The organism is Bacillus sp. RIT 809 (assembly GCF_016892495.1).
GTDB classification, from domain to species: Bacteria; Bacillota; Bacilli; order Bacillales; family Bacillaceae_G; genus Bacillus_A; species Bacillus_A cereus_U.
Map to the genome: position 1 here is coordinate 246,757 of NZ_JAFEMR010000003.1, position 19,721 is coordinate 266,477.

Here is a 19,721-nt window from a genome sequence, read left to right on the forward strand (position 1 = left end):
CCATCTTCTCCTTTTAAAAACTTATATTCTTATATTTTATGAAAACCAATCAAAAATTTATGACATTAAAGGACAAACTCTGTATACGTTTTCTTCTATATTCTAAAAAACAGGGTAAATTACCCCGTTTTTTTACAACCACAACCGCCTCCGGTACCACAACCACCGCCACAGCCACCCGCATCAAAAAACGGATTTCCTGTTGGGACTTTAACGGAAGATGACACCTCAGAACCTATTGCTACACTAACTTCATCTAATAACTTTTGTAAAGCAGTTTCTGCTCTTTTAAAGGCTGCAACCTTATCATGCATATCTACAGAACGCTTTAATTCCCTCATTTTCGTTGAAACGAAAGTATAATCAGGATGATATTTACCAAAACGTTGCACTTCTTCGTATCGCTCTTTCATCACTGTAAATTGCTGAATTAGCGTCTGGACCTCTATATCTTCTTGTAAATCCTTATAATACTTACGATAATCTTCTGCTATATCTGAACAGATAATCGCTTTTGCAAGCTGCTCTGCCTTATCTAAAATCAATACGCTTTCCAGCGTCGCTACAATCATGAGAGACACCTCCGAGTATTCATCATAACACATTTGGAACAGAACTACTAATTGAAGTGTCTCACCTAAAAGAAAGATATGATACTAACTACTTTTCATACCATCCCCTTGCACTCTTATACACTAATATGCTCCGCAATATTATATTTAAGAACATCCCATTTCCCGCTATTCTCTTTCACGTAGCTAATACATGCGTTTTTTAACGGCGTTTTAAATGTAATTTCATCTGGTGCAATTGCGTGTAAAATAGCTTTTATTGCATGTGAATGCGCAACAATGATAATACGTTTATCTCCATGTGCTACTGCAACCTCTTGTAAAGCCGTAAAACAGCGCTCTACAATTTCTTTATCCTGCTCCATTCCTTCTACATTACCTTCTGCAATTAACTCTCTAACGGCCGCAACTGGCTTCCCAGAAGCTTCCCCAAAATTACGTTCCATAAATCGCTCATCTAATAAAATAGATGGTAATCCAATAGCCCCAGCAATTTCCTTAGCTGTTTCTTGCGCTCTAATTAACGGACTACTTATAATTATATCCCACGATTCCGCTTGCAAAGCAGCTGCACTTTGACTCGCTTGCTTCTTCCCAACCTCGTTAAGTGGAATATCTTCGCGCCCTTGAATAATCTCTTGAAAGTTCCAATCAGTTTGTCCATGTCGTACTAAACAAATTTCCGTCATGCTGCAACTCCTTTTTTAAATAATGCGATTCTATTGTAACAAAAGTTTTGCATAACGGACATAGTTTTCCCTTCCAATTACGTCGTATTTTGCTGCTTCATATACTGGAACATATCAATCATAATTGAAGCAACCGCCAATTGATTTTGAAATTTTTCCACTTTATCTGGTATCGTTTTTTTGAAATGCTGCATGGCAGCTAACTCAAAAGCTTCTTTTTCTTCTGGGTTACGCGTCAATTTCCGGTACCAGTATGGCTGTTCCCGAATATAGCGAGCTAAATCCTCATCAGCTTTTATAAACTCCATAAGCTCTGCTCTCATCCTCTTTCCCCCTAATCCTTTTGAAAGAAAAAAGGATTATTTTCAGAAGTACTTTGTTCTGGCTGCGCACGGTTCCCTTGAAATTGTTGGATAACTTGTTGCACGCTACCAATCGCACTCGTTACATTTGCTAAATGATGTTGCATTTGCTCTACGTCTAACTTTTTAAAGAAAGAAAGCATTTGCCCCATCACATCAGCAGTTTTTTCCTCTTCTGTTCGACTTTCTTTTTCTTCTTTATTTTCTTTTACCGAAGAAAAAGCAGGTGCTCCATCAGGTCTATACGCTGTCCATATTTGATCTTCTTCACCAAGTAAGTACCATTCTTCATAAAATTGCTGCCAAGTTTTTTGACCACTTCTAACCTCATGAACCATTTTAGGGTGATGGTTTACAAACTCTTTAAACTGTTGAACCGATGGATGTAACGGCCCTTTTGTTGTTGGCATAATCCTCACCTCTTCATGTATATCTACTATATTGTAAGAAAAAAAAGGCACATGGTTCGCCTATTTTTAGACGATTCATGCACCTTTTTATCTCCCTATTTGTGGACAGTAAGACTCCCACTGATTAAAGTTTCATTTTATTTTCGGATAAAGTTTTGAGTGTAAAATTTATCATATACCCCAACACCTAATCCAGTAAATTGTTCATTTAATACATTCTTTCTGTGACCCTCACTATTTAACCAACCTTGTACCGCCGCAATTCCATCACTATGTTGCGCCGCTATATTCTCACCAGCAAGTTGAAAAGCCACTTGCCCACGTTGCAAACGATCTCCTAACGTACCAAAAGTAGGTGAATCGTGTGAAAAATAATTATTATCCTTCATATCTTTACTATGGCCAAATGCAACATCTGCAGTTTGTTGGTCCCAGGTTAACAACGGTAATTGATGACGACTTCGAATAACATTTGTTAAATCGAGAATTTGTTGCATATTCCCATTTTCAACTTGCTTCATTTTTTCTGGCGTCAGCGGCTGTTCCGCTATTAATTCACCTGAATAAACAAGTTGATATGGTCTTTGTCGTAATAACGTTTCATCATCCATATAACGAAGACCAACAAGCTCATGTGTAAAGTGATCAAAGTATAATTGTGCCCATCCATCTTCTACAGGTACTAGCGGTTGTTCCATTACTTCCGTATCAGATAACTCAAATTGATAACTATTCTTTCCTCTTTTTAATGAAATCTCATGTGAAAGTGGATTCTTTTTATATACCTCTTCATACTTTTCATTTATATAATAGGGAGCCACCTTAACTTGCTCACCAGCAACATACGCCGTTACAACTTTACGTTCAGCAACTCCAAATTGAACATACTGAGCTAAATCTTGGTTATACACCCACCATTCATATCCATAAGCAGACGGCTCTATTCGAGACGGTTCGCCCCACTTCGCTAATAAATTCTCAGAGTCCCCACCAATCATACTTAAAACAGTATCTGTGGATTCTTCATTTACTTGCTTCTTCTTTTTCACAATTTTATTTTCTTGCTTAGAGTGAGATGGGGTTAATATATATTGTGATACGAGTAACTTCCCGTATAAATCAACAGCTAAAATTAAAAATGTAATCATTACGATACGCAATAATTTCTTCAAACGATATACCTCCTGAACAAAGCATAAAATCGAGATATACACAAATCCTTTTCTTTCCTTTTTTGTGTGTACCGTACTCTTTTCACTATATCATATTTTCACGAAAAAAGTCTGGAATATCCCTTTTCTCGCAATATGAATTGCACTTTCTTATTATTCATACTATTATAAAAATAATGCACTAACATTAAAAGAAGGAGGTATTCTATGCAATTTACAAATACAAACTTTAATGATGCAGTCGTCGATTTAACTCTTTTAACTGAGATTATGGAAAACAATCATTTTGTACTTGCTGGACAATGGGATTACGAACGCGTTACATATGATTATAAATTTGAAATATTAAAGGATATTTATTATTTACGTGTACAAGGATTTGCTGTTGAAGGTGACATCGGCGGCAGACACGCTCAAGTAAAACTATTGCCACCCTTATTAGGAAAACATTATTATCCTCATGGCGTTGAATATGGAGATGATGAGATTTTCCCAACGAATGTACTTCAAAAAAGCGAACAACTCCTACAAAATATTGAAAAAGAGTTGAAAGAATTTCAAATTATTGAATAACAAAAAAACTAGCGCATTAACACGATGCGCTAGTTTTTATTTCGTCTGCAAATAAGGAGGTAACTCTTGCAGCTGCTCTTTATCCTTTTCACGCTCTCTACGTGCCCAGTTAAAGAACACATAACCGATAATCGTACCGTACACTATTTCCTGGACAATTTTCATAATGATACCACCTGTTTGCTGGTCTTGTACTACCGGCATCCAATGTAAAAATTCTGGTCCAGTTATATTTAAATCTGATAAAGTACCCGCCGGTACACAGAGTTCCATTGCCTTCATCCAAGCGGCCGGATCTGTATATGTTGCAAATAATGGTGCAGTCGCAAAAATTATTAACGCACAAGCTGGCGTTAATAACATACCATTAGCAAACATATAACCAAGCTTCTTAATATCACTTAAAGTTTGATATTCTGGCAGCGGATTTAACATCGGCCACCACATCATCATTGCTGCAAAAAACAATATAGCAAGGCAAATCGGATGCGCTATTTGACTTTGTTTTACTGCATCAAAAACAATTGGCAAATGATAAAAGGAAAACAGGCCATTAAATACAAACAACGCAATAAGCGGCTTAGCAAAAAACTTTATCACAATTTGAACGAACTTAAAAGAAGTAATATAACGATATAACCAAACTGGTATACCAAGCAGTAATAACGGCGGCACCGCAATATACATTACTGCCATCTCAAACATATGTGCACTAAATATAATATGACCAATTAAATCAATAGGTCCTCCCTTTACAAAATACAAAAGAACAATCCCGGTCGTAAAATAAAAAATTTTCTTCTTACTTACCTTCGTCGCATTTTCAAATCGCGTTCTATATGGTCCAATAATTAAAAAATAACTAATAAGAATCGAGATCATAAATAATAAAAAAATTGGACTCCATAAAGCTTGAAAACCAAATACCCATAAGTTTTCCATTTCCACACCTACCTTTTCAAAATCCTTATATTTCATATAAAAAGAGGGCTATGATAAATCAGAGCCCCCTACTATCACTGTTTAAATCCACACAATTGTCATAAAGGCTAATATTGTTAATAAACCAATTAACAATCCAGAGTACAAGAAGAAACTCGCCGCTTCATGCCCTTTATGACTCATATGCATGAAATAATATAACTGAAATATAACTTGAATGACTGCTAACAATAATATAAATGGAACCGAAAAAATCGGGCTAAATGTTTTCGGATATGCCACCGCTGCAAATGCAACTAATGTTAAAAAAATCATTAGTGAAAATGTAACAACTTGGTGCTTCATTTCCTCTGCACTTTTTCTCTTCCGATAAACAAGATCCACCTTAGGATTATTCGTTTGCTTAACCGCCATTGTTTATCCCACCATTCCCATCAAATATACTACAGTGAAAATAAACACCCAAACTACGTCAATAAAGTGCCAATAAATTGATGCAACATAAAACTTTGGTGCGTTGTATAAATTTAAACCTCTCTTCGCGTTTCTAAAGATTAATGTTAAAATCCAACATAATCCAAACAACACGTGGAGCCCGTGTGTACCAACAAGAGCATAAAATGCAGAACCAAATGCACTACTTCTCATAGTATGCTTAAATTCATGCGTATAATGATAAAACTCATATATTTCAAACCCCAAAAATCCTAAGCCAAGCAACACTGTTACAAGTAACCAAAGTTGCATTTTCTTAAAGTTGAAATTTTTCATATGATACATTGCGTATACACTCGTTAAACTACTTGTTAACAAAAGCATCGTCATAATGAAAACGAGCGGCATTTGAAACATCTCTTGAGATGTTGGTCCACCATTTGTAGAGTTCTTTAATGCTAAATATGTGCCAAATAAGGAAGCGAACAACACTGTTTCGCCTCCAAGAAATAACCAAAAACCAACAAACTTATTTTTTCCCTCAAGGGTTGCTTTTTCAGGCTCTGCTGGAAATGTTTCATTCGTTAATTTCTCATCTACATGCATTACGCCTTGCCCCCCTTATCATCTAAATCTTCCTTATGAATATGATATCCATGATCATCAATTACTGAACGAAGGAACATTGTACCAAATGTAATGATTAAACCGATAATTGCTACTAATAACCAAAATTTATCTTTGCCACCCTGCATATACATCGCACCAAAAGCAGCTATAAATAAACCTAGAGAAATAATAAATGGTGAAAATGAAGAATTTGGCATATGAATATCACCGACCGGTTCCGCTGCTGTCATCTCTTTATTACCCTCACGTTTTTCAATCCAAAACGGATCTAATCCGCGAACAAATGGTAACTGTTTGAAATTATATTCCGGTGTAGGTGCTGGCATTGTCCACTCTAACGTACGCGCATCCCATGGATCACGACCAGCCTTCTCTTTTGATACCGTTGTTTTTATTACATTGAATAAAAGAACAATCGTTCCAAGAGCCATAAACACTGCCCCAATAGAACTAATCATATTCCCCATTTCCAATCCTTGCCCCTCTAGATATGTGTAGTAACGACGCGGCATACCGATTAGACCCAGAAAATGCTGAATAAAGAACGTTAAATGGAAACCGATAAAGAATAACCAAAATGTTATCTTTCCTAACGTTTCATTTAATACTTTATTAAACATAAGTGGCCAATAATAATGCGCACCTGCAAGTAAACCAAATACAACACCGCCAACAATTACATAATGAAAGTGTGCTACTACGAAATAATTATCATGAAACTGATAATCAGCTGGTGCAGAAGCAAGCATAACGCCCGTAACTCCACCCATAACGAAGGATGGAATAAAAGCTACCGCCCACATCATTGGTGTTGTAAACCTAATACTTCCACCCCACATTGTAAAGAGCCAGTTAAATATTTTAATACCCGTCGGAACTGCAATCGCCATTGTTGCAACTGAGAAGATAGCATTTGCAACAGGCCCAAGACCAACAGTGAACATATGATGCGCCCATACCATAAATCCTAAAAACCCTATTAATACTGTCGCGAACACCATCGAGGAATAACCGAATAATCGTTTTTTCGAAAATGTGGCGAAGATTTCTGAGAATATTCCGAAAGCTGGGAGTATAAGAATGTATACTTCCGGATGACCGAAGATCCAGAATAAATGCTCCCATATAATCGTGTTCCCACCTAGTGCCGGATTAAAGAAACTTGTGCCAAATAAACGATCTAACATTAAAAGTCCTAATCCTACAGTTAATGGTGGAAATGCAAATAAAATAAGTGAAGACGTTACAAATGTTGTCCATGTAAACATCGGCATGCGCATGTAAGTCATCCCTGGCGCGCGCATATTAATAATTGTAACAAGGAAGTTAATACCTCCAATTAATGTACCAATACCTGATATTTGCAAGCCGAGTACATAAAAATCAACACCATGTCCTTTAGAGGCTAAAGCTAAAGATGCATACGATGTCCACCCTGCATCAGGCGCTCCTCCTAAAAACCAACTTAAATTTAAAAATAATCCACCAAAGAAAAATAACCAAAATCCGAGCGAATTCAAAAACGGGAACGCCACATCACGTGCTCCAATTTGAAGTGGTACAGCGGCGTTCATAAATGCAAACACGAGTGGCATAGCTGCGAGGAAAATCATTGTTGTACCGTGCATCGTTAATACTTGATTATAAGCATCCCCAACAAGAAAAGCATTGTTAGGAATCGCTAACTGCAGGCGAATAAATAGTGCTTCTATTCCACCTATTACAAAAAACAATCCACCTGCAATTAAATAGAGAATGGCAATCTTTTTATGGTCTACTGTCGTTAAATAATCCCATATGACAGCACCCATCCCCTGTTTTTTTGCTACAGAACTCACGTTTTCAACCTCCCCTTCGCAAATGATCCCTCTTTACTTTTCAATCTTTAACGTTTGTAAATATGCATTTAATGCATTAATTTGATCATCCGTTAAGTTGCCATATTTACCAGTCATTTTATTACCTGGTTTCATATTTTCAGGATCTTTGAGCCATTTTTTTAAGTTCTCTTCATTATTTTCGGCAATACCAGCAACCATATCGCGATCTGCAAAGTTTGCTAAGTTCGGTGCGATACGAGCAGAAGGTGGTCTACTATCATTTGATCCAACTGCATGACAACCAATACAGCTTTTATTAAATATTTCTTGACCCTCTTGCGCCTTTGTAGAAGCTACTTCTTTTTTCCCATCAATTTTCTTCATGTCAGCAAGCCACTTTTTGTACTCGCTTTCATCCAGAGCTTTCACTTTGAACTGCATTAAAGAATGTGATGGGCCACAAAATTCTGTACAAAAACCATTATAAGTGCCCGATTTATCTGCCTTTAACCACATTTTGTTTACATTATCTGTATTTGTATCCATTTTCCCAGCTAAAGATGGAACCCAAAACGAGTGTTTAATATCGGCACCCTTCAAATTCAAATACACTTTCTTACCTGTGGGGATAACTAAATCTTGAGAAGTTACTATTTTTTCTGATTTGTAAGAAAATTCCCACCAATAAAGATTCGCTGTTACATCAACAACGATAGTATCTTTATCAATATTCTTTTTCTCCATCGCACTTACATCAGCAAGCTTGAATGTATATGTAACAGTCGGAACAGCCAAGATTAACAAAAGAATAATCGGAATAACTGTCCATATAATTTCTAGTTTGTGATTTCCTTCAACTTGCTCTGGAATATAATCTTCCTCACCCTTTTTTTGTCGGAAACGCACAATTACATATAAGAAAATAATAGTAACTACAAGTACTACTCCTACCATGATTGCACTCGCTAGCAAGAGCAAATCATATTGCATTTTTGCTACTTCCCCTTGCGGAATTAAAGTAGACTGAAAAGCTTTACCGCATCCCCCTAACAGTAAAGCCAGCAGTGAAACGAACGAAAGCAGTCGCCACTGTTTCTTCATACAAACAACCCCCACTTTCTTTGTGAATTAGATTGCACTTTATAGTTAAGTAAAGTAAATCTCAACGTAAAGAAATCCAATCATGTCGTTGTCTTAGAAGAATGTAACTACAATCATTGACACAAATAAGATTGTTAAGTAATTCAGGGAATAAACAAACATTTTTACGGACCATTTGATGTCATCTTGCTTACGGAAGCCATAAAGCCCTAATGCGATCCATCCGATGTTAAGCAATGTTGCAATTACCATGAATGTTATTCCAAGCCCACTCATATAAAATGGTAGTGGTAATAAACATACTGTCCAAATCATAATCTGACGTTTCGTAATATCAAATCCCTGTACAACAGGAAGCATTGGGATTCCTGCATTTCGATATTCATCAACACGCTTCATCGCTAATGCGAGGAAATGTGGGATTTGCCAAATAAACATAATTAAAAATAACATCCAAGCAATTGGATGACTTAAAGACGGATCAATTGCCGCCCATCCAATTAAAGGTGGAACTGCTCCTGATATACTACCCACAACAGTATTTAACGTATATTTTCTCTTCGTCCATAATGTATATAAAACTACATATGTGAAGGCACCAATAAATGCGATTAATACTGCCATCGGTGTCGTAAGTAATAAAAATACAAAGCCAAGAAGTAAAATTACAAGTCCAAATGCAAGTGCAAAGCCAGGTTTATATTTACCTGTTACCGTTGGACGGTTTTTTGTTCTTTCCATTAATGGATCGATATCTCGGTCAATGTAGTTATTTAAACAACATACCCCAGCCATAATTAATGCAGAACCAACGATTGTGAAAAACAACTTATCCAGATTGTCCATAACACTCAATCCATTAAAATATAAAGCCAACCAAAATCCTGTAAATACAGTAAGTGTATTTGAGTTTACAATACCCATTTTAACGAGCGCTGATAAATCTTGTAACCGAGTTGTTTCCGGTACACTTGAAACAGCTGACTCATCATGCAGCTCACTTGTTGCATGGTTCATCACTTTAACCCCCTCTTAAACCTATCATCTTTCTAAGCATATATTTCATGTGAAATATTTCGCTTCTATATAGCAATATTATTACAGTAGAAATATTGTTAACCCATTCTACTACTAATCTACGCCCATACTCCAATATATTAAATCACATTTCCCGAACATTTTGTGAAGAAAACATGAACTTTTTGTGTCGAACATTAAAAAACTTTATTCTAATTTATCCTTATCATACCATGATGTTATCTTCTATAATAAACTATTTTGTCATATTTAGCATGTATTCTCCCCATTTCTTTTCAAAACAGCCTGATTTTCACCTAAAATATGTATTTAAAATCCCATTTTTTTCTTTATACTACGTACGTTGTCCTCGCCCTCCATTTCTTTGCTATTTTATTATTTTTTATATATCATAGGACTGTAGCACGTTTTATTCTATATATAATGGAATGAAAATATTTCTCAATAACTTCATAGCAGAAAGATGGTGAAAGAGATTGCAACGCTTTATTAAATGGTTAGCAGTCATTACAAGTCTCGATTTATTAGTAGTTTTACTAGGAGGCGCTTTAGTTACAAAAACAGGTTCAGGCCAAGGATGCGGTAAATCATGGCCACTTTGTAACGGTGAATGGTTTCCATCTAATTTATCAATGGAAACTATTATTGAGCTAAGTCACCGCTTAACATCGGGATCAGCAGGAATCCTTGTTACTCTTCTTTGTATCTTGTCCTGGAAATATTATAAACATGTGCGCGAAACAAAAACGTTAGCAATTTTATCCTTCGTATTTTTAGTTGCACAAGCATTAATGGGGGCGGCAGCAGTTGTTTGGGGACAAATGCCTGCAGTATTAGCTATTCACTTCGGTATTTCCTTAATTTCATTTGCTTCTGTCATCTTGTTAACGTGTCTTATTTTTGAAATTGATCAGAAATTTGATGCACGCTCACTTATTATGGACAAAAAAATGAAATTTCATATTTATGGTGTAACAATTTACAGTTATATTGTTGTCTACACAGGAGCTTTAGTACGTCACGAACGAGCTACCTTAGCCTGTCCAGACTTCCCTTTATGCAGTAAAAATAGACCTATGCCAACTCAACTACATGAGTGGGTCCAAATGGGGCATAGACTTGCAGCTATGTTAATATTCGTTTGGATACTATATGCAATGTTTATAGCTATTCGTCATTACAAGCAGCAGCGTGTAGTATACTGGGGATGGATTATTTCATTTATCCTTGTTACACTTCAAGCTATAGTAGGGATTTTAGTCGTATTTACAAATGCTAGTTTAGCAATGGCATTATTACATTCACTCTTCATTTCTTGCCTGTTTGCTGTACTATGCTATTTAGTTATGATAGGTACAAGAAGTACAGTCAATGCAAAAGAAACTGAATCAACTTCTAAGCAAAATAAAATAAAGTAAAACTTTAATACCTTGCCAATTCGGCAAGGTATTATTTACACACAAAAAAGAGCTGCTTTCGCACAGCTCTTTTTCTTTATTTTAATGATCTAATTCAATGAGTAAATCTCCCGTTTGAATTGCATCCCCATCATTTACATGTACTTTTTTCACTTTACCATTAAATGGCGCTTGAACCGTTGTTTCCATTTTCATCGCTTCTGTAATTGCCATGGAATCACCTTTTTTCACTTCATCGCCTTCTTTTACAACTACTTTAATAACAGTTCCCGGCATCGTTGCGCTAATATGATTTGGATTTTCACGATTCCCCTTCACACGCTGTGCAACAGTTGCTTTCACGCTTTCATCTTTCACTACGATTTCACGCGGTTGTCCATTAAATTCCAAGTAAAGCACACGATTTCCATCTGGCTGTGGCTCCCCAATGGAAACTAGTTTAACCATCAATGTTTTACCTTGTTCGATTTCTACATCAATTTCTTCACCAAGTCTCATTCCATAGAAGAAAGTAGGTGTATCAAGCACAGATACATTTCCATAAAGCCCAACAACTTTTTCGTAGTCCATAAACACTTTTGGATACAATGCATATGCGACTACATCAAAAATTGTTACTTCGCGTCCAAGTTTGTGGAATAACTCTTCTTTTAAAGCGTCAAAATCTACTGGCTCCAATAATTCACCTGGTCTTACCGTCAAAGGCTCTTTCCCTTTTAAAATAATATTTTGTAATTCTTTCGGGAAACCACCATATGGTTGACCTAAATCTCCAGAGAACATTTCAACAACAGATCCTGGGAAGTCCATAGCATGTCCACGTTCTAAAATATCTTGCTCTGTCAGATGATTTTGAACCATAAATAATGCCATATCACCGACAACTTTAGATGATGGTGTTACTTTTACAATATCGCCAAACATATCATTAACACGGCGATACATCACTTTAACTTCATCAAAGCGATCTCCTAAGCCAACCGCTTTCGCTTGTTGTTGAAGATTACTATACTGTCCGCCTGGCATTTCGTGCATATATACCTCTGTATGAGGAGCGTTCATACCACTTTCAAATGGGGCATAGTATTTTCGTACATCTTCCCAATAATGAGATAGTTTTTCTAATGAATCTATATTAACATCTGGCTGTCTTTCGTTTCCACCTAACGCATAGTATAGTGTGTTCGCACTTGGCTGTGACGTTTGACCAGCCATAGAACTCACCGCTACATCGACAATATCAACACCTGCTTCAATTGCCTTCGTATACGTTAAAATACCATTTCCGCTCGTATCATGTGTATGCAGGTGAATTGGAATCGACACCGTCTCTTTTAGTGCTGAAACTAAATCATATGCTGCGTTTGGCTTTAATAAGCCCGCCATATCTTTAATTCCTAAAATATGAGCTCCTGATGCTTCCAACTCTTTTGCTAAATTTTTATAATAATTTAAATCATATTTACTGCGTAACGGATCATGAATGTCTCCTGTGTAACACATTGTTGCTTCTGCAATTTTACCAGTATCTCGTACAGCATCAATTGCAACTCTCATACCTTCTACCCAGTTTAAGCTATCAAAAATACGGAACACATCAATTCCAGCTTGCGCAGAACATTCTACAAATTTTTGAATTAAATTATCTGGATAGTTTTTGTATCCAACTGCGTTTGAAGAACGAAGTAACATTTGGAATAAAACATTCGGCATTTTTTCACGAAGATCTAGTAATCTTTCCCACGGATCTTCTTTTAAGAAGCGATACGCAACATCAAACGTTGCACCGCCCCACATTTCCGCTGAGAATAAGTTTGGTAACATTCTCGCTGTCGGTTCTGCAATTTGATGTAAATCTTTTGTACGAATACGTGTTGCAAGTAAAGATTGATGTCCATCACGGAATGTTGTATCCGTTAAAAGTACACGTTTTTGATCTTGAACCCACTTTACTAATCCATCTGCTCCACGTTCATCTAAAATTTGTTTCGTTCCGTTTTGAATCGTTTCTGAATGTTTCACACTTGGTATACGAGCATCTGAGAAAATTGGCTTCTCTTGTTTCCCTACTCCTGGGAAACCATTTACTGTTACTGTACCAATATAATTTAACATTTTCGTTCCACGGTCTTTACGTTTCGGGAACAGGAATAGTTCAGGTGACGCGTCAATAAACGAAGTATCATATTCTCCTGATAAGAAGTTTCTATGTTTCACTACATTCTCTAAGAATGGAATATTTGTTTTAATACCACGAATACGGAATTCTTTTAAGTTACGTTCCATTTTTGCAGCAGCTTGTTCGAAAGTAAGCGCCCAAGTTGTAACTTTTACAAGTAAAGAGTCGTAGTACGGTGTAATAACTGCACCTTGGAAACTATTACCTGTGTCAAGACGCACACCAAAACCACCGCCTGATCGATACGCCATAATCTTCCCTGTATCCGGCATAAAGTTATTAAGTGGGTCTTCTGTCGTTACACGAGATTGAATTGCATAACCATGCACAATAATCTCTTCTTGTTTCGGCACACTTACCATCTTGCTATGTAAAGCATGTCCATCTGCAATTAAAATTTGTGATTGAACAATATCGATTCCTGTAATCATTTCTGTAATTGTATGTTCTACTTGAACACGTGGGTTTACTTCAATAAAGTAAAATTCATCATCTTTCACTAGGAATTCAACTGTTCCAGCATTTAAATAATTTACATTTTTCGTTAACTTTACTGCAGCATCACAAATACGCTGGCGCAAATCATCTGAAAGCGACACGCTCGGTGCAATTTCAACTACTTTTTGATGGCGTCGTTGTACAGAGCAATCACGCTCATATAAATGTACAACATTACCTTCTTCATCTGCTAAAATTTGTACTTCTATATGTTTAGGTTTTTCAACGAATTTTTCAACGTACACTTCATCATTACCAAAGGCTGCTTTTGCTTCTGATTTCGCGCGATTATACGATTCTCTTAATTCTTCACTAGCACGTACAATACGCATACCGCGACCGCCGCCACCAAGGGATGCTTTAATAATAATCGGGTAATCATACTTTTCAGCAAATTCTTTAACTTCTTCTATTGAATCTACTGGACCATCACTACCAGGAATAATTGGAATTTGTGCTAGCTGCGCTTGTGTTCTTGCTTTAACTTTATCTCCAAACATGTCTAAATGCTTACTTTTTGGACCGATAAAGATAATCCCTTCTTCTTCACAACGTTTTGCAAATTGAATATTTTCTGACAAGAAACCATATCCAGGGTGGATTGCATCTACATGATTACTTTTCGCAATCTCAATAATGCCTTCAATATCTAGATAAGCATCAATTGGCTTTTTCCCTTCCCCAACTAAATAGGACTCATCGGCTTTATAGCGATGATAAGAACCGCTATCCTCTTTAGAATAGATCGCAACTGTGTTTAATCCAAGTTCTGAACATGCTCGGAACACACGAATTGCTATCTCTCCACGGTTAGCTACCAATACTTTTTGAATACGTTGCAGCTTTGTCATGATTTTCCCCCTCTATTTTCTTACCACTCTAGAGATAAAATACATACACACTCTAAAGAGCGTGAAGTTCTTCACTTTCTACATTATATTATACTTAGAAAGCTTCACTTTATTTTTATCCATCATACCTTATTTTTCAACAAATGATAAGTTTTCTGATCAATTTGTTTCACAAAAATAGTATAGCATACCTCTTCCTTTTCTAACAACACTATTGTATATCACATTCACTTAAATGTAATATACTTTTCATTTTAAAAGAATCAATATTATATCACATTTGAAACCTAACAAAATAAAAAACACATTGAACTCTAGAGCTCAATGTGTTTTTTATTTTACAACAACAAGATGTGGTCCACCTTGTTCTATTTCTTTAGTCATTTCATTTTGTTGTTTCTCTTGTCGTTTGACTTGACTAGCAATATTTAATAATATGCCCATTGCAAGTAGATTAGCTAATAAGGAACTCCCACCGTAACTAACAAACGGTAACGGTACCCCTGTAAGCGGTATTAACCCCGACATACCACCGACATTTATAAAAGTTTGAACTCCAAGCAAGCTTGCAATTCCGATAGCTATTAAACTTCCAAACGGATCTTTACACTTTTGTGCAATTCTAAATGAACGAATAATAATGAGTAACAAGCAAATCAAAATAACAGCTACACCAATAAAACCTAGCTCTTCAGATATAATTGCCATAATAAAATCTGTTTGCGGTTCTGGTAAGTAGCCATATTTTTGGACACTGTTCCCTAATCCTCTACCGTTTAGCTCTCCTGAAGCAATTCCAATAAATGAATTTATTAATTGGAATCCATCCTTTTGCGGATCGCTAAATGGATCAAGAAAAACTGAAAAACGTGCCTTTTGATATGGGCTTAATGCATAATTTCCGAGAAAATATAGTGCCGGAATCCACACTATAGAAGTTAAAACAATTCGTTTAATCCATAAGTTAATCCGGACTCCCGAACAAAGAAACATAATTCCTACCGTTCCCGCAATTAACAAATCGGTACCTAAGTCATTTTGAAGTAAAATTAATCCCATCGCTCCACCAACAACAGCTAGAGGAGGAATTATCCCTTGTACAAAAGCTGTTTGCGTTTCTTGTTTCTTAGCAAAAAAGTTTGCTAACGTAATAATAACCGTTATTTTCACAAACTCAGCTGGTTGTATACCTAATATCCATCCTTTTGCACCATTTACGTCCTTACCGAAAATCAAGGCTGCTGATAATAGACCAATACTCCCTATTCCCATTGCGATCAAAACTATTCGCTTTCTCCACAACTTATAAGGAATAGCAACGATAATCGCTAACATTATCGTTCCAATAGCTAAAGCAATTAATTGTTTTTTAAAAAAGTAATTTGCTGGCCAGTTATGCCTCGAAATCGCAACAATGGAACTAGAACTATATACCATTATAACTCCCAACACACATAAGATAACAAGAGGAAGTAATAATGAATAATCCATCGATTTCCATACTTTTTTCATTTCATTTCCTCTTTCTGTTTCAATTTAATTATTGTTGTATTCCATATGTATATAGGTTCTTCCTTCTTTATTATACAAATAAAAAGCCCAAACTATTTCAGTTTGAGCCCCCTTATTTGAACCCGTTATTGTTGTTTGTTTGTAAATGCTTCATGAAGTGCAGACAACTCACGTTCGAGCTCTCCTAACATGGCTTTCCCTTGTTCTTCTGCAATAAGACCAAGGCGAACCGCAAAATCGACCTCGCGGGATAGTCCAAACATTTGTGTGTCTAATACTTCTTCATATAATGGACATTGCGGCATTGTAAGATTGTCCATTTGTACCTTAATAAGTCTTAAAATCTTCTCTGCATCCGCTTGTAGAAGGGCTAGTGCCTTTTCCTGATGATTTGATACTGTCTCAGACGCCAAATTGATTCCCTCCGTTTCCGTCCTACTCTCTCATATCTATTAATATTAGCGATAGTTTTAATAAATTGCAATAGAAACATTTTTTGTGACAACAGTGCCTAATACTATTATACTGAAAAGTGGGAGTATAACACAAATGGGGGAACAACAATGAGCGAAATTTTATTTATTAATGGAAAAGTTCGTTTTCCAATCACTATCGATCCAACTGTATGGATTTTCGATGATCGAAAAATAGATTTGACAACTTACTTTGATGAAACTAGAGAAGAATCATCCGAATTAGAAACATACTTAAAACATACTTCAGAGCATTGGGATCGCGAAATCCGTGATGGTGCTGCCTTCCCGCCAATACAACAAAGTGTAAAGAAATATAAAAAAGAACAGCTTATTAACGGGACATTTGGCATACCACTTCATCCATTTCTTAAAAATGCTGAAATTTTAGAAGATGCTACTCAAGTCGAAATTGAAACCACAGACAATACAATTACACTTCCGTTAGAAACAGCCCATAAAGCTATTCTCGGTTTTTCAAAAGAAGGTAAACCATTACGAGAAGACGGGCCTGTTCATCTATATTTCCATGATGGATCTAATAGACAAAACCCGATTCGTAACATCCGTAAATTTACAATCATTTAAATTGTATAATTAAAAGGAAAAAAAGGAGTGAGCTTAGGCTCACTCCTTTTTATAATAAATCCGCTGCTAGTTGTGCTAAATTAGAACGCTCTCCTTTAACAAACTTTACATGACCACTAATACGTTGTTCTTTAAACTTCTCTACAACGTATGTTAAACCATTATTATATTCATCTAAATACGGGTGATCAATTTGCTGAGGATCCCCCATTAATACAATCTTACTTTTTTCGCCTACCCTTGTTAATATCGTCTTCACTTCATGCTTCGTTAAATTTTGTGCCTCGTCAATAATAATAAACTGATCTGGAATACTTCTCCCGCGTATATAGGTAAGCGCTTCTACTTCAATCGAACCCATTCCAGCTAAAATAGCATCTAGCTCCCCAGGCTTTTTCGTATTGAATAAATACTCTAGATTATCAAAAATCGGCTGCATCCACGGTCTTAATTTTTCCTCTTTCTCTCCTGGTAAATAGCCTATATCTTTTCCTACCGGTACAATTGGTCTCGCGACAAGTAGTTTTTTATATAACCCTAAATCTTCCGTTTGCATTAGTCCCGAAGCTAATGCAAGTAACGTTTTTCCTGTACCGGCTTTCCCTGTTAACGTTACAAGTGGAATATCTTCCCGAAGTAGCAATTCCAACCCCATAATTTGCTGCACGTTTCGTGGGCGTATCCCCCACACTTGCTCATTGTGAAAAACAAGTTTTTTTACCTTCTTACCTAAATGATCCACAATCCCAAGTGCAGAGCTAGAACCACCTAGTGCATCTTTCATTACAACAAACTGATTTGGATAAAAAGGATGATTTGCGATTTCAGATAAAGGTAGTTCACCTTTTTCATAAAAATAATCTAACTGTTCTTTTGATATATACCCTTCTAAAAATCCTGAATATATATTTTCCACTTCGATTACTCGGTCACTTAAATAATCTTCGGCCTGCAATCCGATTGCATCAGCTTTTACCCTTACGAGTACATCTTTACTTACTAAAATAACTGATTTTCCGTCCTCTTTTTCTTGTTCTTCTAAAGAGAGGTTTTTCGCTACCGCTAAAATTCGATTATCATTTGTTTTTTCTACAAAAATATCTTGCAGTTGAACAAATGAGCGATGATTTAATTCAATACGAAATGTACCGCCGTTTTCTAACGGAATACTTTCATGCAGCTTTCCTATTTCGCGAAATTTGTCGATTAACTTAGATACATAGCGAGCATTTCGTCCTACTTCATCCATATAACGTTTTTTCGAATCAACCTCTTCTAATACAACTGCTGGAATCACTACTTCATTTGTTGCAAATGAAAAAATAGATAAAGGATCCTGCAAAAGTACATTCGTATCTAACACATAAATTTTATCCAACCTGTTACCCCCTGACTCCACTTTTAAATTTGTAGAACAAGGGTTTCATCCATAAAATATGGACGAACCATTGTTATAATTATATGTACCGTAAAAACGAGGTAGAATCGAAATTCATAGAAATTAAACCTTTTCTTTATTTTTTATTCATTTCTATTCAATATATTACTTTTTATTATAATTTTTCACATTAAATCACAATACTCACTTATAAAAGTTTATGAACGATGTTCCTATTCATCTTCTTTATAATTCTTTCATTCCTACTAATACTTGATTATCAAGCTTTTTAGCAGCTCGAAGATCATATGTTTTTTCATATGTTGGTTCAGTAGCAAGTTTCGCACCATAAAACATAACATCACGAACTTCTTGTACATTCACTTCTACTACCGTTAATTTTAGAGGAATCCCTTCCATTCTATCTGTTAAAATTTTACTTTCACCACTTATGGAAAATACGGATTCATTCGCCATTATAGTCAATACAACCCCTGCACTATGCCGTATATTCCCCACAATACGTGAGCGTTGATCTACCGCAAATCGAATACTAGTTTCACTCACTGCATATACCCAAGAAATAGCACTTACGTTAGGAATTTGTTTTTCGAAATCTGTTGTTGCTATCATAACGATACACTCTTTACGCAAAGATTGTACTAAATCACCTGTCAATGTAGGCTCAACTACATTCGCCATATTTCCACCTCCAAATATTATTTATACATCCTTATCATAACCTATTTTTCGAATTGCGAAAATATTATTTTTTCCTGCTATTATTCAAAAACATTATACTTCCATGATATACTTATACTGATAGAATTCGTATTGAGGTGACGAAATGAGAGTCAAATGTATGATTTGTGATAAAAAAGATATGTTAGATGACGAAAATCCTATGGCAAAAAAACTGCGTAATCGCCCTATTCATACATATATATGCATGGAATGTACGGAACGAATTGCAGAGCGTACTATGGAACGCCATGCGAGTGGTAATTTCCGATTATATCGTGATAAAAAAGTAGAAGACGATTGGTAAACCGGAAATAAGTCCTTAATCATATAGATAAG

Annotated in this window: 20 protein-coding genes; 4 read left to right on the forward strand and 16 right to left on the reverse strand. The window is 36.0% G+C overall.

Features of this window, described 5'->3' with window-relative positions:
• Nucleotides 1-119: 119 nt before the first annotated feature.
• The 5 genes from JTF23_RS05515 to JTF23_RS05535 all read right to left on the reverse strand — a co-directional run bounded on the left by JTF23_RS05515 (nt 120) and on the right by JTF23_RS05535 (nt 3,205).
• Nucleotides 120-572 (reverse strand): YlbF/YmcA family competence regulator, encoded by a 453-nt coding sequence (locus JTF23_RS05515; protein ID WP_002111468.1) that lies wholly within the window; start codon nt 570-572, stop codon nt 120-122.
• A gap of 116 nt (nt 573-688) precedes the next feature.
• Nucleotides 689-1,261 (reverse strand): histidine phosphatase family protein, encoded by a 573-nt coding sequence (locus tag JTF23_RS05520; protein ID WP_002160690.1) that lies wholly within the window; start codon nt 1,259-1,261, stop codon nt 689-691.
• 77 nt (nt 1,262-1,338) lie between these two features.
• Nucleotides 1,339-1,584 carry a YlbE-like family protein gene (locus tag JTF23_RS05525; RefSeq protein WP_002014770.1) on the reverse strand — a complete coding sequence of 82 codons (246 nt, stop codon included), beginning with the start codon at nt 1,582-1,584 and terminating at the stop codon, nt 1,339-1,341.
• Nucleotides 1,585-1,595: 11 nt separating this feature from the next.
• Nucleotides 1,596-2,033 (reverse strand): YlbD family protein, encoded by a 438-nt coding sequence (gene ylbD / locus JTF23_RS05530; RefSeq protein ID WP_002111470.1) that lies wholly within the window; start codon nt 2,031-2,033, stop codon nt 1,596-1,598.
• Between the two features lie 137 nt (nt 2,034-2,170).
• Nucleotides 2,171-3,205 (reverse strand): CAP domain-containing protein, encoded by a 1,035-nt coding sequence (locus tag JTF23_RS05535; RefSeq protein ID WP_002111471.1) that lies wholly within the window; start codon nt 3,203-3,205, stop codon nt 2,171-2,173.
• 207 nt (nt 3,206-3,412) lie between these two features.
• On the opposite strand from JTF23_RS05535, the gene JTF23_RS05540 reads away from it, so the two are divergent.
• Nucleotides 3,413-3,778 carry a YugN family protein gene (locus JTF23_RS05540; protein WP_002066906.1) on the forward strand — a complete coding sequence of 122 codons (366 nt, stop codon included), beginning with the start codon at nt 3,413-3,415 and terminating at the stop codon, nt 3,776-3,778.
• A 36-nt stretch (nt 3,779-3,814) separates the two neighbouring features.
• Here JTF23_RS05540 and ctaG read toward each other — a convergent pair whose 3' ends face one another.
• From ctaG to ctaB, 6 genes are all read right to left on the reverse strand, one after another.
• The gene (gene ctaG, locus JTF23_RS05545) at nt 3,815-4,720 is read right to left on the reverse strand and encodes a cytochrome c oxidase assembly factor CtaG (protein WP_204208253.1); all 906 of its coding nucleotides are present in this window, start codon (nt 4,718-4,720) and stop codon (nt 3,815-3,817) included.
• Between the two features lie 81 nt (nt 4,721-4,801).
• Nucleotides 4,802-5,134 carry a cytochrome c oxidase subunit IVB gene (gene ctaF / locus JTF23_RS05550; RefSeq protein WP_002014776.1) on the reverse strand — a complete coding sequence of 111 codons (333 nt, stop codon included), beginning with the start codon at nt 5,132-5,134 and terminating at the stop codon, nt 4,802-4,804.
• A 3-nt stretch (nt 5,135-5,137) separates the two neighbouring features.
• Nucleotides 5,138-5,761 (reverse strand): cytochrome c oxidase subunit III, encoded by a 624-nt coding sequence (ctaE, locus tag JTF23_RS05555; protein ID WP_000557861.1) that lies wholly within the window; start codon nt 5,759-5,761, stop codon nt 5,138-5,140.
• On the reverse strand, nt 5,761-7,596 hold the full coding sequence (gene ctaD / locus JTF23_RS05560; RefSeq protein WP_171903074.1) for a cytochrome c oxidase subunit I: 1,836 nt from the start codon (nt 7,594-7,596) through the stop codon (nt 5,761-5,763). The genes ctaE and ctaD overlap by 1 nt, the downstream gene beginning before the upstream one ends.
• Nucleotides 7,597-7,656: 60 nt before the next feature.
• Nucleotides 7,657-8,706 carry a cytochrome c oxidase subunit II gene (gene coxB, locus JTF23_RS05565; protein WP_002088304.1) on the reverse strand — a complete coding sequence of 350 codons (1,050 nt, stop codon included), beginning with the start codon at nt 8,704-8,706 and terminating at the stop codon, nt 7,657-7,659.
• 93 nt (nt 8,707-8,799) lie between these two features.
• Nucleotides 8,800-9,723 carry a protoheme IX farnesyltransferase gene (gene ctaB / locus JTF23_RS05570; RefSeq protein ID WP_002199498.1) on the reverse strand — a complete coding sequence of 308 codons (924 nt, stop codon included), beginning with the start codon at nt 9,721-9,723 and terminating at the stop codon, nt 8,800-8,802.
• Nucleotides 9,724-10,220: 497 nt separating this feature from the next.
• On the opposite strand from ctaB, the gene ctaA reads away from it, so the two are divergent.
• Nucleotides 10,221-11,162 (forward strand): heme A synthase, encoded by a 942-nt coding sequence (gene ctaA, locus JTF23_RS05575; RefSeq protein ID WP_128281141.1) that lies wholly within the window; start codon nt 10,221-10,223, stop codon nt 11,160-11,162.
• Nucleotides 11,163-11,243: 81 nt separating this feature from the next.
• Here the strand turns inward: ctaA and pyc are convergent, their stop codons facing one another.
• The 3 genes from pyc to JTF23_RS05590 form a co-directional block, all read right to left on the reverse strand.
• Nucleotides 11,244-14,690, reverse strand: a complete 3,447-nt coding sequence (gene pyc, locus JTF23_RS05580) for a pyruvate carboxylase (protein ID WP_204208254.1) — start codon at nt 14,688-14,690, stop codon at nt 11,244-11,246.
• Nucleotides 14,691-15,023: 333 nt separating this feature from the next.
• Nucleotides 15,024-16,202 (reverse strand): putative lipid II flippase FtsW, encoded by a 1,179-nt coding sequence (gene ftsW, locus JTF23_RS05585; protein ID WP_002160686.1) that lies wholly within the window; start codon nt 16,200-16,202, stop codon nt 15,024-15,026.
• A gap of 125 nt (nt 16,203-16,327) precedes the next feature.
• Complete coding sequence (locus JTF23_RS05590) at nt 16,328-16,615, reverse strand: Fpa/YlaN family protein (protein ID WP_000135698.1); 288 nt, start codon at nt 16,613-16,615, stop codon at nt 16,328-16,330.
• Nucleotides 16,616-16,765: 150 nt separating this feature from the next.
• Between JTF23_RS05590 and JTF23_RS05595 the strand changes: the two genes are divergently transcribed.
• Nucleotides 16,766-17,263 (forward strand): hypothetical protein, encoded by a 498-nt coding sequence (locus tag JTF23_RS05595; protein WP_078172903.1) that lies wholly within the window; start codon nt 16,766-16,768, stop codon nt 17,261-17,263.
• 49 nt (nt 17,264-17,312) lie between these two features.
• On the opposite strand, the gene JTF23_RS05600 is transcribed toward JTF23_RS05595, so the two are convergent.
• Together JTF23_RS05600 and JTF23_RS05605 are read right to left on the reverse strand one after the other, a co-directional pair.
• Nucleotides 17,313-18,641 carry a PhoH family protein gene (locus tag JTF23_RS05600; protein WP_204208255.1) on the reverse strand — a complete coding sequence of 443 codons (1,329 nt, stop codon included), beginning with the start codon at nt 18,639-18,641 and terminating at the stop codon, nt 17,313-17,315.
• Between the two features lie 246 nt (nt 18,642-18,887).
• Nucleotides 18,888-19,343: a PNPOx family protein gene (locus tag JTF23_RS05605; RefSeq protein WP_002033724.1), complete on the reverse strand. Its 456-nt coding sequence runs from the start codon at nt 19,341-19,343 to the stop codon at nt 18,888-18,890.
• 145 nt (nt 19,344-19,488) lie between these two features.
• On the opposite strand from JTF23_RS05605, the gene JTF23_RS05610 reads away from it, so the two are divergent.
• The gene (locus JTF23_RS05610) at nt 19,489-19,689 is read left to right on the forward strand and encodes a YlaI family protein (RefSeq protein WP_204208256.1); all 201 of its coding nucleotides are present in this window, start codon (nt 19,489-19,491) and stop codon (nt 19,687-19,689) included.
• The last annotated feature ends 32 nt before the right edge of the window (nt 19,690-19,721 follow it).